The organism is Exiguobacterium sp. s56 (genome assembly GCF_018618255.1).
In the GTDB taxonomy this organism is placed as follows: domain Bacteria; phylum Bacillota; class Bacilli; order Exiguobacteriales; family Exiguobacteriaceae; genus Exiguobacterium; species Exiguobacterium chiriqhucha.
The window spans coordinates 23,606-37,938 of the sequence record NZ_JACSLR010000013.1 but is presented as its reverse complement, the minus strand read 5'-3'; the positions used below and the strand labels follow the sequence as shown (position 1 = coordinate 37,938).

At 52.4% G+C, this 14,333-nt stretch carries 13 protein-coding genes and 1 tRNA gene; 9 read left to right on the top strand and 5 right to left on the bottom strand.

The genetic code is table 11. The features are described 5' to 3' along the window. The first annotated feature begins 107 nt into the window (after window positions 1-107). On the top strand, window positions 108-2,141 hold the full coding sequence (locus KNP71_RS12170; protein ID WP_251132805.1) for a heavy metal translocating P-type ATPase: 2,034 nt from the start codon (window positions 108-110) through the stop codon (window positions 2,139-2,141). 38 nt (window positions 2,142-2,179) lie between these two features. On the opposite strand, the gene KNP71_RS12165 is transcribed toward KNP71_RS12170, so the two are convergent. Next, window positions 2,180-2,800, bottom strand: coding sequence for a hypothetical protein (locus KNP71_RS12165; RefSeq protein WP_251131499.1), 621 nt, complete (start codon window positions 2,798-2,800; stop codon window positions 2,180-2,182). Between the two features lie 164 nt (window positions 2,801-2,964). Here KNP71_RS12165 and KNP71_RS12160 point away from each other — a divergent pair, with 164 nt between their 5' ends. After that, window positions 2,965-5,034, top strand: coding sequence for an alpha-amylase family protein (locus KNP71_RS12160; protein ID WP_251128747.1), 2,070 nt, complete (start codon window positions 2,965-2,967; stop codon window positions 5,032-5,034). A gap of 40 nt (window positions 5,035-5,074) precedes the next feature. Here KNP71_RS12160 and KNP71_RS12155 read toward each other — a convergent pair whose 3' ends face one another. The 3 genes from KNP71_RS12155 to KNP71_RS12145 all read right to left on the bottom strand — a co-directional run bounded on the left by KNP71_RS12155 (window position 5,075) and on the right by KNP71_RS12145 (window position 9,141). Beyond that, complete coding sequence (locus KNP71_RS12155) at window positions 5,075-7,678, bottom strand: putative bifunctional diguanylate cyclase/phosphodiesterase (protein WP_251131498.1); 2,604 nt, start codon at window positions 7,676-7,678, stop codon at window positions 5,075-5,077. Between the two features lie 100 nt (window positions 7,679-7,778). Further along, entirely contained in the window at window positions 7,779-8,645 is an 867-nt protein-coding gene (locus tag KNP71_RS12150) for a YitT family protein (protein ID WP_214756697.1), read from the bottom strand. A gap of 88 nt (window positions 8,646-8,733) precedes the next feature. Further along, window positions 8,734-9,141, bottom strand: coding sequence for a YkvA family protein (locus tag KNP71_RS12145; protein WP_034781220.1), 408 nt, complete (start codon window positions 9,139-9,141; stop codon window positions 8,734-8,736). A 113-nt stretch (window positions 9,142-9,254) separates the two neighbouring features. Here KNP71_RS12145 and KNP71_RS12140 point away from each other — a divergent pair, with 113 nt between their 5' ends. Then, on the top strand, window positions 9,255-10,493 hold the full coding sequence (locus KNP71_RS12140) for an aminopeptidase (RefSeq protein WP_200860057.1): 1,239 nt from the start codon (window positions 9,255-9,257) through the stop codon (window positions 10,491-10,493). Between the two features lie 41 nt (window positions 10,494-10,534). Here KNP71_RS12140 and KNP71_RS12135 read toward each other — a convergent pair whose 3' ends face one another. Next, a complete protein-coding gene (locus KNP71_RS12135) occupies window positions 10,535-11,317 on the bottom strand; it encodes an alpha/beta hydrolase (protein WP_029596078.1) in 783 nt (260 codons plus the stop codon). Between the two features lie 126 nt (window positions 11,318-11,443). Between KNP71_RS12135 and KNP71_RS12130 the strand changes: the two genes are divergently transcribed. The 6 genes from KNP71_RS12130 to KNP71_RS12105 all read left to right on the top strand — a co-directional run bounded on the left by KNP71_RS12130 (window position 11,444) and on the right by KNP71_RS12105 (window position 14,324). Beyond that, window positions 11,444-12,022 carry a TetR/AcrR family transcriptional regulator gene (locus tag KNP71_RS12130; RefSeq protein WP_021065256.1) on the top strand — a complete coding sequence of 193 codons (579 nt, stop codon included), beginning with the start codon at window positions 11,444-11,446 and terminating at the stop codon, window positions 12,020-12,022. 11 nt (window positions 12,023-12,033) lie between these two features. Next, the gene (locus tag KNP71_RS12125; protein WP_214756710.1) at window positions 12,034-12,363 is read left to right on the top strand and encodes a DMT family transporter; all 330 of its coding nucleotides are present in this window, start codon (window positions 12,034-12,036) and stop codon (window positions 12,361-12,363) included. Further along, window positions 12,360-12,674 (top strand): DMT family transporter, encoded by a 315-nt coding sequence (locus tag KNP71_RS12120; protein ID WP_021065258.1) that lies wholly within the window; start codon window positions 12,360-12,362, stop codon window positions 12,672-12,674. Before KNP71_RS12125 ends, KNP71_RS12120 begins: the two co-directional genes overlap by 4 nt. Window positions 12,675-12,741: 67 nt before the next feature. Further along, window positions 12,742-13,299: a GNAT family N-acetyltransferase gene (locus tag KNP71_RS12115; protein ID WP_029596076.1), complete on the top strand. Its 558-nt coding sequence runs from the start codon at window positions 12,742-12,744 to the stop codon at window positions 13,297-13,299. Window positions 13,300-13,386: 87 nt separating this feature from the next. Further along, window positions 13,387-13,459, top strand: a tRNA-Val gene (locus KNP71_RS12110). Between the two features lie 160 nt (window positions 13,460-13,619). Next, entirely contained in the window at window positions 13,620-14,324 is a 705-nt protein-coding gene (locus KNP71_RS12105) for a DUF554 domain-containing protein (protein ID WP_021065260.1), read from the top strand. Window positions 14,325-14,333 lie beyond the last annotated feature (9 nt).

Below are 14,333 nucleotides of genomic sequence, written 5' to 3'. Positions count from 1 at the left end.
AAGAGCCAGCTGGGATTCCAGTCGGCTCTTTTTTCGGTTGTAATTGTGATGGAACAGCGTTACGATATATTCAAATGAACATTTGAATGTAAAGGGGCGAGATAATTATGAAACGGGATGTATTACCTGTCGAAGGGATCACATGTACGAACTGTGCCGCCAAAATCGAGAAAAGCGTGACGGGAGAGGACGGTGTCGCCGCTTGTCAAATCGATTTTGCGACAAGTCGAATGATTATCGAATGGGATGATGCGAAGGATCACACGAAGACGCTCCGCGCCATCGAAGCGACGATGGGGCGAATTGAACCGGGTGCACATTTTGTCAAAGACGAGGCGGAAGTGCCGATGTCGGGTCGCTTATTGTGGCGGTTTGGCGTCGCGTTCGCCCTGCTGCTCGTCGGTCTGTACACCGATTTGCTCTTTGTGTACGCGATTGCCTATGTGGTCGCAGGCTATGACGTCGTCTATGCCGCAATTCGCAACGTATGGCATCGGGAATGGTTTGATGAAAAATTTTTAATGTCGATTGCGACGATCGGTGCGATTGCGATTGCGGAGTATCCGGAAGCGGTCGCCGTCATGCTGTTCTACCAGCTCGGTGAATACTTCCAAGCGCGGCCCGTCCACGCCTCGCGACGGTCGATTCAATCGCTGTTGAACATGAAACCGACGATTGCGCGCGTGTTCGAAGATGGACGAGAAGTAGAAAAACGTCCTGAAGAGGTCGCAACCGGTAGCATCATCATCGTTCGAGCAGGCGAACAGATCCCGATGGACGGTCGTGTGCTGCGAGGCTCGAGCTCATTGGATACGGCGTCGCTGACAGGTGAGTCGTTACCACGCCCAATCGGTCCCGAGGAAGACGTCCTTGCGGGAATGGTCAACCTTGACGGGCGGCTCGAAATACGAGTCGAACGCCCGGCGACTGAATCGAGCCTGCAAAAAATGATTGCCCTCGTCGAACAAGCGAGCATGAACAAGGCGAGAACGGAACAGATGATCACACGGTTGGCGAAAGTATACACGCCGGTCGTCGTCGTGCTCGCGGCGGTCGTCGCATTTGTTCCACCACTGTTTGTCGGAAATCTCGAGGAATGGGTATACCGGGCCTTGATTTTCCTCGTCATCAGTTGTCCATGCGCCTTGGTGATCTCGATTCCACTCGGCTATTTCGGTGGGATTGGAGCAGGTTCACGGCGGGGCATCCTAGTGAAAGGCGGCGAATATTTAGATGTGCTCGCCGAAGTCGATACGGTCGTATTCGATAAGACCGGTACGCTCACGACCGGCCGCTTTGAAGTGACCGATGTCGTGACAAACGGGGAGCTGACGACAGACGAGTTGCTTCAGCTTGCCGCCCGTGTTGAGATGGCCTCCACGCATCCGCTCGCAAAAGCAATCGTCGAGCATGCGGGTCCAGTCGCACCGTTCTCGATGATTCAAGAAGAACCGGGATACGGGTTGATGGCGATCGACGGTGAAAACCGCATTTACGTCGGCAGCGCCCGCTATGTTCAAAAATTGGGTTATCCAACCCCGGCGGAGACATCGGGGACGATCGTCCATATCGTCAAAAATGACCGTTGGCTCGGCCGAATCGAGTTGAGAGACCAAGTGAAGCCAGATGCGCAAGAAACGATTCAAGCTTTGAAGCGCTATGGTTATCAGACGGTCATGTTGTCCGGGGACCGGCAAGAAGTCGCAGCCGCCGTCGGTTCGGCAATTGGAATCGATGAAGTGAGAAGCGAATTGCTTCCGCATCAAAAAGTCGCAGAAGTCGAACGGTTGGCGGCAACTGGCAAGGTCGCTTTTGTCGGTGACGGATTGAACGATGCGGCGGCGCTCGCACGAGCCGATGTCGGACTCGTGATGGGCGGCGTCGGGAGTGATGCAGCGGTCACGGCAGCCGACCTCGTGCTGATGAACGACGCTCCGCGAGACGTCGTGGCAGCGATTGAATTGAGTAAGCGGACACGGCGGATTGTTTGGCAAAACATCACGTTCGCGTTCGGTATGAAGGCGCTCTTCCTCTTGCTCGGTCTCTTCGGACTAGCCTCGATGTGGGAAGCCGTGTTTGCTGACGTCGGGGTTGCCTTGCTCGCCATCGGGAACGCCGCACGTCTCATTCATTCCAAATAAAAAGACCTCACAATGGAAATTGAGGTCGAGGGATCGTCTCATTGGAGACGGTCTTTTTTTCGTGTTTTGAAGAGGAGAAACAGCAAAACGAGCAGTGCGGCGATGAGCAAGGTGGCAATCGACGTGAGGGCTTGAATCAACACATCGATTTGATTCTCGGTCGCGACGAGTTGTTTGCGGATGTCTTCATACTGTAGTTTCTTCAATGCGCGCAAATCTTCGAGGATCGTTTGGCGCTGATCGGTCATCGTCTCGGCTAGCTCGGTCGCGGCCTCGAGATCGCCGCGCTCATAAAAGACAAGCACTTCGGCGGCGCCTTGCTCCCATATTCCGTCACGGTAAAGCAAATCAATCAGCGAGCTCGGTGTGTGCGGGTCGTTCGTGATCGACGTCTTCAACTCTTCAGCTTGCTGGGACATACTGTAATACGATTCTAAAAAACGCCGGTCTTCGTAGGCGAGCAACCCGCGAATGGCGTTGGCTCGTTCAATGTTAAAATACATGATCTCTTCGATGGCATCATAGGAATCGAGGCGTTGACTATGAATCGACTCGAGTTGATGTCTCGTGTCTCGAAGTTGAAAGGCGAAACTAGCGAGAACGAGGATGGATAAGACGGATAACGAAATGAGTACGGTCAGCCATTTTCGTTGGGACATGGTCATCCCTCCTTCCATACAATCGTACATTATTTACCGATTTTGTCGCAAAATATTTTTTTGGAAAAGGAAAATTTCGGGTAAAGGTATAAAAATATAGTAATGCGTTTCTTGATATCGTTTACAATGATAGAGGAACGATTTTATTCATAAGGAGAATACACATGCCAGAGAACTCATCGTTAATCAAGTTGCACCAAGTCTTGAAAGAAAAACGAACGAACGTCCATTATGAGATTCCGACGTTATGGAACCGGCTGCAATTCGCTTCAGAGCCTGTACGTGATGGGGTCGAACGGGTCAATCCATATGATTTCTTGATCGAGACGATTGAAAAAGCGATTCTTCCCCATGCGGTCGACGGACGGGGTTACCATCAATCGGTCGCCCAAGCGGACGGATATTTGCAAACTGGCGGCGATTGGATCAAGCGGGCATCGGTCTACTCGATGCAAGTCCGGACGTCGACATCATGGGATCATGATGGATCAGGCTATGTCGAAATGGAGAACTCGATCGGCATGAAAGACACAGGGACGTTCGTCAAAACGCTCGCGTTGATTCCGCATCTCCTTTACATGGGAATCGACACGTTGTTCTTATTGCCAATCTCGCAACACAGTCATAAAAACAAAAAAGGCGAATTTGGTTCTCCTTATGCCGTGCAAGACTTTTTTGGAATCGATGAGGAACTGAAAGAGACGTTGACCGGAGACGGCTTGACGGTCGAAGAAGAGTTCGCGGCGTTCGTCGAAGCATGTCACATGGTGGGGATTCGTGTCGTCATCGATGTCATCCCGCGTACATGTGCTCGTGACAACCGACTCATTCTCGAAAATCCGGAATGGTTTTATTGGATTCCGGTGACCGAACTCGATTACTATCATCCGCCGCACGTACCAGGAATTGGTGAGAACGTGAAACCAGAGCATGCTTTCTTACCTATGATTTATGGGTCAGAAGACGTCTGGGCGCACTTACGTCGCTTCTCGATGGCACCGAATCTCGTCGATGCGGACAAGTGGGAGACGGTGAGAGCGTACTTGCTCGAGCATCCAGAAGAGAACTTGCTTGCCGTCATCGAGCGCGAGTTCGGCTTGACGACCGCTCCAGCCTTCTCCGATTGCATCAATGATCCGCAGCCACCATGGTCAGATGTGACGTATTTCCGTCTGTTCTTGGACCACCCGACAGCGGCAGCACCTTACGTGAGCGAAGCGAACTTGGCACCTTATATCTTGTTCGACTCGATCAAATCGAATCAATTCCGAGGCGATCAAATCAACGAGCCGCTCTGGGCGATGCTCGCCGACATCATTCCGCACTATCAGCGTGAATATGGGATTGATGGAGCTCGCATCGACATGGGGCACGCCTTGCCGGTCGATTTGGCGCAACGGATTCTACAGCAACCGCGTGAACTCGACGCCAACTTCAGCTTCATCGCTGAAGAATTGATTGAAATCGGTGCGTGGGCGGCGAAAGAAGCGGGCTATAACATGATTATCGGGTACGGGTTCTATAAAGAGCCACGCTTTGATACACATGAGACGCACCAGTTCGTATATGACTCGCGCTTCTTACCGTTACCGGTGTTTGCGGCCGGAGAAACGGCAGACACGCGCCGTATCGCGACACGAGATGGGGGACGGCAGGCGAGTCGCTTGCTCGCCGTCTTGAACGGCTTCGTACCGAACGGCATCCCGATGACGAACTCTGGACTCGAACTGTATGAGACACAGCCGATGAACACCGGGCTCGACTGCCGACCGGAAGAAGCGTATCAACTCTTCCCGACCGATCCGTACTTTGGAAAGCTTGCTTTCTTCGATGCGTACCAGTTCCATTGGGATCATCCGGAGCGAGACGAGATGATCGAACTGATGCATCAAGTGGCCGAGGTGCGTCGTCGTTGGTTGGACGTCCTCGTCAACCCGAGTCATTTCGAACCGCTCGCCATGGCACATATGGATGCCCCGTTCATCGGCCTCGCTTGGTTGCGTCCGGATACGAACGAGACGCTTCTCGTCGTGGCCAATACGGATATGCACCAACCGTTGCAAGGGAAAGTCCCGCTCGACGGGGTGCGACGCCGCAACTGGAACGCGAGCCGTTTCGCCGAGATGGTGTACTCACCGACGTCATGGCCGTACGCCGAGCATTCGTTCGATGAGAATTGGGACCTGTGGGTCGATTTGAAGCCGGGCGAAGTGAAGATTTATGAGATGAAATGAGCAAATGCCCCGAACCGGATACCGATTCGGGGCATGTTCGTTACATCGTCTTCTTCATATAGTAAATAACAAACTCATCGAGTGGCATCGGTTTCGCATAGCGATAGCCTTGCATCGAATCACAGCCGATTTTCCGTAAGAAATTCTCTTGATACTCGGTCTCGACACCTTCAGCGACGAGTGCCATCCCTAGTTGCCGGGCCATCGCGACGATGGTCGCGGTGACGGTCTGATACTCCCGGTTTTCTTCGAGTTGCATCGTGAACTCGCGCGGGATTTTCAGCTCATCGATTGGATAGCGGACGAGGTAGGCGAGCGAGCTGTAGCCGGTACCGAAATCGTCGATCGACAGTTTGATGCCAAGCGCCTTCAACTCGAGAATCCGTGTCAACACGCGGTCGGATTGATGGGCCGCGACCGTCTCGGTCAACTCGAAGTTAAGTCGGCCAGGTTCAATCGGGAACCGTTCGAATAACGTCGTCAAATATTCGATTAAGTGCTCATCGAACAGTTGGCGGACGGATAGGTTGACCGATAGTTTTGGTAAATCGATATCGCCTTGCTCGAATGCGTACATCAATTGGAATGTTTCATGAATCATCCAGCGGCCGAGATCATGGATATGCCCCGTCTCTTCGGCAATCGGGATGAACTGGCTTGGCGGGATGAAGACGCCATCTCGTTGCCAACGCATGAGCGCCTCGGCCCCGATGATGGCTTTCGTCGAAGCGTCAACTTGAGGCTGAAGATAAAGTGAGATCTCGCCTTTCTCGAGGGCGGTATCAAGCCCTTCCATCAACAGTTTGCGCTCTTCTTTGTGGGCCCGTAATTCAGGAGCGAAAAAAACGGTCTCGTTGCGTCCTTTGTCCTTCGCCTTATACATGGCAAGGTCGGCGTTCGACAGCAAATGCTTGAGCGTCGAACCGTGTTCAGGATAGCGGACGATACCGATGGACGCGTGAATCTCGACGAGCGTCCCGCCCATGAAGTACGGCGGACGATAGACGGAGCGCCGTAACCGTTCGACGAGCATCTCATCGTCGTCATGCTCGGCGACAACGATGAATTCGTCACCACCGAGCCGGCCCGCATACTCGTTCGGCAACAAGGCGCCCCGCAGACGTTTACCGATATGTTGCAACAACTCGTCACCCATATGATGGCCGAACTGGTCGTTAATTTCTTTAAAACCGTCGAGGTCGGAGAACATGAGCGAGAACGGACGTCCTTCCGCGATCAGCCGTTCAATCTGTTCTTGCAGGGCGTAGCGGTTATGAAGCCCGGTTAGACTGTCATGGTTCGCTTGATAATAAATCTGTTCTTGTTGGACGATCATTTGCGTGATGTCCTTGACGATCGCATAGATGCCTTCGACTTCGCCGTCGATAATCATTGGAATATTCATCAACTGCCACACCCGTTTCGCCCCGTCTTCGGTGACGACATCGACGTCGAGCGTCCGGGGGCGACCGTTCGTTAAATCGTGCAACACGGTCGCATAGGCGGACCGGTCTTTTTGTTCGATAATGTCTAAAATGTTGGAGCCAATCAACGTTTCCGTATCATGACCAAGCACCGAGCTGCCGGCCTCGTTCACAGACAACACTTCGCCATGGAGGTCGAACAAGAAAATCGGTTCGGCATGATAGGCGAATAGCGAGCGATACTGTTGTTCGCGAACCTCGAGTTCATGCGCCTTCGTCGTCACCGCGACTTCGAGGTCGGTATTGACGGTATGTAAACGGTGACTGATCAATGCGTTTTGTTTGGCGACGACGAACTGACGGATGAGCAGCAACAAGACGGCGTTCGCCGTCATCGAGTCGAGCACAGATGTGCCGAGCAAACGATCCGAGGCGAGCATGAACAGCATGACGATTGCGCTATAGACGACGTAGTCGAACACGGAGTCATAGACGAGGGCATCTTCTCTCGATTCATCGAACACGTAGCTGATTGAAATGATAAAGATGCTACTCACTTGAAGCAGGTGCACCAACTCATGGCCGATGCCGTTGAAGATGAGCAATTGGTTCAAAATCGAGGCGGTCGTGAAGCCGAGAATGCCGATCAACAAGAGCACACGGAACGTTTGGCCGACCGAGGTGATGCGATTCAAGTACAGGAAGCCGAGCATCATGTAGAGACTAATCAACACCATCTGTTCTTCAAACCCGTTCAAGTGAGCCGCATAACGCCCACCGTCGTTCGAATAAATGAACAGATGCAACGCCCCGATCAACACGAAGCTGAACAAGGCGAAAATGTCGAATGTTCGCAGTTTCAATGTCCGAATTTCAATCGATTGCGTGATGACAATCAGCGACATAATCAAATAAAAAAAGTTCTGAATGAACGGCATATGGTTGATTGCTGTCGATGCGCCAAAATGGTGTCCGACCAAATAAGCGATGAAGCAGACATTGCCGGCGCTAATCAGTAAATGTATGTAGCGTCGCATCCCTTGATTTTGAAACACGGCCGTCGCGCTAAAGACGGTCGCGATGAGAGTGACCGCCGTGAAATAGACGAACAAACTTGTCTCCCTCAAGGCGTAAGGGGTGAACAGAATCAATAAAAGTCCGAGAAAAAAGGTCCCGACGAGCAAAGCGGGGACTGTTTGGCGCAACGAGTGGTTGGTCAACTCATGCACCTCCTTCTGTATATGTCTAAGAGGCTCACCATTATTATCGGATTGTTCATGCGTTTGTTACACAAAAAAATCGACAGCAAGTTGCTGTCGATTAAAGTGTATACGAATGTTCTTTGAAGTTACCGACGACCGAATCGATTTCAGAGACGGTGATGAACGCTTCTGAATCAATCTCGGAGACGATTTGACGCAGTTTTGGAATCTCGTTATTCTGGACGACGACATACAACATCTTCTTCGAGTCGTTCGAGTAACCGCCGGTCGCGTCCATAATCGTGACGCCGCGTTTCAAGTTCTGCTTGATGACGAGGTTGATTTCATCGGCTTTCTTACAGATGATGAAACACTGCTTTTGCGCCGAGAAGAACCGGTGAATCGTCAACAACGTCCGCGACCGGACGAAACTGAGGACGAGCGCATACATGACCGCTTTAATGTCGAACGTGATGAACACGAGGATATAGACGATGAGATCTTGTGTCAAAAAGATTTTCGGGAGTGATAAGTTCCGGTTGTTCGTATAAATGACTTTCCCGAGAATGTCGAGTCCTCCGGTCGAAGCGCCTGCGAATAACAGCAAGGCGAGTCCGAGCCCAGAGACGATTCCGCTGAACACCGAGGCGACGAGCGGGTCATCGAGCGGGGTCGGTGGGATGAGCACGGGTAGCGTGTCAATCAAGATGGATGACAAGACGACGACAAGCCCGGTCATAAGGATAAACCGTTTTCCGAGATATTTAATTCCGACGATGAAGAGTGGGATGTTCAAGACGAGTTGCGTGAACCCGATTGGCGTGTTGAACAATTCATTGACGATCAACGTGATCCCGACGATGCCCCCCGTCCCGATTTCATTTGGTTTGAGCAGTAGTCCGACAAAAATGGATTGTAAAATCGTTCCGGCGATGAGGAACAAGGTCGTTTCGACGGCGATCCGTTTTCTAGTTTTTGCGTACATAGATCATGGCTAGGTGCCATACGCCCCCCTTTGACATAAACTCATTCAAGCGTACTCCGACGATGTCGGAATTTCAAGGGACGATTGATTACAATTCATTATGGAAGCGGTCGATATCACTTGCGAGCTGTTCATGAACGTAATCGATGACTTGAGCGTCATCGAATAAGCCGAGTGGGGCGTCGTCCGGAATCGCATCGAATGGGGATACGAAGTATAAGACGGCCGCAACGAGGGCATGTTGTTTGTCCGGCTGCATCTCGAACTGGTGATTATAGACGGCACGCAACATGTTGAGTAACTGTTTCATTTGGAAGTAGAGCGTCAGTTCTTCTTCTCGCTCGATATTGCTAATCTCGTTCGAAGCGACGTCGACCGTCACTTTAGCGAGAGCGAGTTCGCCTTGGACCAATAGGTCACCTAATGTTTCATTGTCGGTATAGTCCTCGGTCGCGCTCGTTAAAAAGTGTGTGTACGTTGTTTTCCAATCTGACATGTATATTCCTCCTTCTGTCTTCATCTACTAATATGCCCGTTTTTGCGATTTGGTTGCAACTTTTCCGAAAATTTAAGAAAATAGAAATAAGTGAAAAAGGAGGAACTGTACATATGTCTACTGTAACCATGCCGACTGAGGCAGAATTTGCCCGCTACGCTGAGCTTGCCGTCAAAAAAGGCGTCAACATTCAGCCGGGCCAACAGCTCGAAGTCCGAGCTGATATTAGCCAAGCACCGCTCGTCCGTCAAATCGTGAAAGCAGCTTACGCAGCTGGCGCGAAACAAGTATATGTCAACTGGAGCGACGAAGAGACGACGAAAGTCCGTTACTTCAACGCCCCGGCGGATGCTTTCAAAGAATACCCGGAATGGCTCAAGGCCCGCTTTGAGCAATTGGCCGAAGAGAAGACGGCGTTCCTATCAATCGTCAGCGACGACCCGGACGCACTGAACGGCGTTGAGTCGTCACGCATCGCGGACTCGAACCGTGCTGCCGGCGTGGCGCTCGCGAAATGGCGCAAATATGTCATGAGCGACAATGTCAGCTGGTCAATCGTTGCTGGCGCTTCGGAAGCATGGGCGAAGAAAGTCTTCCCAGACCGTGAAGACGCCGTACCAGCCCTTTGGAAAGCGATTTTCGAAGCGACGCGCATGGACCAACCGGATGTCGTCGCGGCGTGGGATACGCATGACGCATCGCTCCGTGAACGCGCGACGTTACTCACGAACAAGAAGTACACGAAGCTCCATTACAAAGCACCGGGCACGGAATTGACGATCGGCTTGCCGAAGAAGCACGTCTTCCTTGGCGGCGGCGGTCCGAACATCGACGGTGTCGATTTCATCGCCAACATGCCGACCGAAGAAGTGTTTACGCTCGCCGATAAAGATTCGGTCGAAGGACACGTCTCGAGCACGAAACCGCTCAGCTATAGCGGCAACTTGATCGATGGATTCACGCTCTGGTTCGAAGGCGGGAAAGTCGTGAAAGCGGAAGCGAAACAAGGCCAACAGGCACTCGATGAGTTGTTGAACCTCGATGAAGGGGCGCGTCGTATCGGAGAAGTTGCGCTCGTGCCGGACGACTCACCAATCTCGAACTCGGGTCTCCTTTTCTATAACACGTTGTTCGACGAGAACGCATCATGCCACTTGGCGCTCGGACGCGCCTACTCGACATGTCTCGAAGGCGGACCGCAAATGTCAGCTGAAGAGCTCGCCGAGAACGGTGCGAACGACTCGATGACACACGTCGACTTCATGATCGGCTCGGCCGAGATGAACATCGACGGCGAACTCGAAGACGGTTCACGCGAAGCCATCATGCGTGACGGAAACTGGGTCATTTAATCAAGCAAGAGACGAATCCCTTCGTGGAATTCGTCTCTTTTTTATGTCAATTCATAGAGGAAGGCGAGGGCGTTCGGTAGCCGACGCCGCCACGCGATTTCATTATGGACGGCACCGGGCTCGACTTCATAGCGGAAGGCGATCCCTGTTCGCGCGACCGTCTCGACGAGTTTCGCGTTCGTATAGAGGTAATCCTCGGGCGTGATCGGTCCGCTCGTCTCGTTCGTCCCGATGTCCATATAGAGACGCGCCGTCACATCGGCCTGCTTCACATCCCGAATGAGGGAGTCGAGATTGGCCCAAGCGGCTGTCGAGAGCGAGCCGACGCGCCGGATGGACGGATAGGCCGTCATCATATAGAGCGAGATGACCCCGCCCATCGAGCTGCCCATCACGCCGACGTCGTCCGGGTCGGTCGCGTAGCGTTCATCAATCCACGGCTTCAACTCTTTCATGAGCCAGTCGGCGTAAGCCCGACCTCTCCCGCCGAGCGTGGGCCGTGTCTTGGCGAGTTCCGGCCCGATTCGGCGATATAGCATCTCATCCTCATAAAACGAATACTCATCGTAGCGGTCGAGCCAGTCCGGGGCACTCGCGATGGCGACGACCATGAGCGGCAATTGCAAGTCCTCGATGTGGCGGTCGATTGACCAACCTTCGCCGATCGTGGCGGTCTTGCCGTCGAACACGTTTTGACCGTCGTGCATATAGAGGACCGGGATTCGTTCGTCAGCCGACACGAAGTCGGGACGATAGACACGGACAATCCGCTTCCGGCCACGTATGGCCTCGGTCGGTAAGGTGAAGCTGAATTGGTCGAGCATATAAAGCGCTCCTTTCGCAGTCAACTGGTTTTAGTTTGCCGGGTGTGGACGAGAAATGCAATCGCGACACTTGACTACCTACCGTTCGTTAGGTAAGGTGATAATGAAGAAAGGGGTCGATGACGGATGAATACGAAACAACGAATCGAGCTGGCGGCACGGCGGCGCTTTGCGCTTGAAGGGTATGAAGGACTATCATTAGCGGCACTCGCCGAGGATGTTGGCATTAAGAAAGCGTCGCTATACGCACATATCGAAGGAAAAGAGCAATTGTTCAAACAAGTCGTCGAGGACATGGCAGATCGTTACGATCGCGTCTGGCGAGAAGCGCGGGACGCCACTGAGGGCGCGGCACCGCTCGAACGGATCGAGGCCATCGTCGAGACGTTGATTCGCTTCTTTGAAGAAGAGGAGACATGGATGCTGACGAAGCGGATGTTGCTCGTCCCGCCTCCTGAATTGCGATTGTTCATCGAGACGACGCTCGGGTCGGTCGAGACGGACTTGCAAGCGTTTGAGAAAGAACAGTTTCGATTGGCGATGGAGCAAGGGGCGTTACCCGAACAGTCGCTCGAGGACGTTTACGATGCCTACTATTGTTTTCTCGACGGCGCGCTCATCTCACTCTTCACGCTCGAGACGAATCGCGTCAAGCGGCAACAGGCCGCATTCACAATCTATAAGAAAGGAGTCGGATGGACATGAAACAAGATCAAATGGCCTGGGTTTGGCTTATTCTCGCCGGCCTGCTTGAAATCGTCTGGGCCACGACGATGAAACTGTCGAACGGCTTCACGGTGCTCGGTCCGAGCACCGTGACCGTTCTCTTATTAGTTGTGAGCTTTGGATTGTTGGCGATGTCGTTCCGGACGTTACCGGCCGGGACCGGTTATGCAGTGTTCACCGGCATCGGGGCCGTCGGAACGGTCATCGTCGGTGCAGTCTTGTTCGATGAGGCGCTGACCGGCATGAAGCTCGTCTTTATCGCGACGCTCCTCATCGGTGTGATTGGACTGAAACAAGTGACAGGAGGAGAATCGGCATGAGTTGGGTATTTTTGATTGGCGCGGGTCTTGCCGAGATGATGGCGGTCTTTTGGATGGGAAAATCGAAAGGCTATCAGATTGTTAAATGGTCGATCTTGTCCGTCGGAACGTTTGCCTTAAGTTTTTATTTGTTGTCGCGCTCTCTCGAGACGCTCCCGCTCGGGCTGGCATATTCGATTTGGGTCGGGATTGGGGCGGCCGGCGGCGTCGTGCTCGGCATGCTGTATTTGAACGAATCGCGGGACCGGTGGCGTATCTTCTTCTTATTGCTTATTATCGGGAGTGTCATCGGATTAAAAGTTGTCGCGTGATCAGGATTAGCTTCGAATAAAAACGGGAATTAAATAGTTCAGACTGTGAACGAAAGGGGCGGGGACGATGAGTCATATCAAACTGCAATCCGAGCGTCTACGACTCGAACCTTACACGATTGCTGATTTTTATTTCGTGAAATCGCTACTCCAAGATCCGCGCGTGATGCGTTTCATTAGCCCGGATGGAAAGCCATATACGGATGAACAGACGATCGAATGGTTCGAGCGCCAGTTGGCCCGCTATCAGACGGGTCGTCAAACCGGGTTGCTCAAATTGATGTCGCATGAAAATGACGAGCCAATCGGTCATGCCGGCACGTTGCTCCATGAACTCGACGGCACGATTGAACTTGAAGTCGGATATTGGTTGGCGCCGAAGCATTGGCATATGGGCTACGGACGCGAGGCAGCGGCTCGTCTCATGCGTCATGCGTTCGAAGAAGGTGAGAAAGAGATCATTTCCTTGATTCATCCGGATAACGTCCCATCGCAACGGGTCGCGAAAGCGAACGGACTGCATTGGGATCGGGATACCGAATATCAAGGCATGCTCGTCTCGGTATATGCCGGTGATTTAGAACGGTTGTGCCGCCATATGAAACGGGAAGAAATGACGCGTTAAAAAAAAGTAAAAAAAGTTTTAAAAAACAGTTGCCAAGGCATTAGTTTCTTGATATATTAATAGTGTCCTTAAGAGAGGACACGACCTGATTCTGTAGCTCAGCTGGGAGAGCGCTACCTTGACAGGGTAGAGGTCGCTGGTTCGAGCCCAGTCAGAATCACTTGGGTGCCAAACCCGATGCGAAACCCATAGGAACGTGGGTTTCCGCGACGCCACTTCTTGCGAGAAGTGGCTTTTTTTTTTGTTTTTCTTTCAATTGACAGCCTACATAAACAGTTGGTATATTCCTCTCAATACATACAGAAACGGGGAATTATACGATGGTCTTAACCGGAACAATCGTCAACGCGGCGTTGATCGTGATTGGCACATTACTTGGACTCTTGTTTCACCGCATCCCCGAACGAATGAAAGAGACGGTCACCGCAGCCATCGGTCTCGCCGTCGTCTTGCTTGGCGTTCAAATGGGGATGAAAAGTGAGAACTTTTTAATCGTCATCGGCAGTCTCGTCATCGGGGCTGCACTCGGCGAATGGTGGAAGCTCGATGAGAAGTTGAACGAGGTCGGCTATCAATTGGAACGCCGCCTCGGGGGCAAGAGTAAGTCAAGTATCGCCGAAGGCTTCATCACGGCGACGCTCATCTTCGTCATTGGTGCGATGGCTGTCATCGGCGCGCTCGACAGCGGATTGCGCGGGGATCATGACGTCCTCTATACGAAAGGATTGATTGACGGTTTCACGGCACTCGTCCTCAGCTCGACGCTCGGCATCGGGGTCATGTTCTCGGCCGTCCCGGTACTCTTATACCAAGGAGCAATCGCCTTGCTCGCCATTCAAATCATGAAGTTCATCCCGGAGTCGCTCATGGATGACTTTATTTTAGAGATGACGGCGACCGGTGGTGTCATGATTGTCGCGATTGGGTTGAACTTGGTCGGCATCACGCGGATTCGTGTCGCGAACTTATTGCCGGGAATCTTGATGGTCGCGGTCATCGTCTCGATTTTACATATCGTCCAATAAAAAAATCCG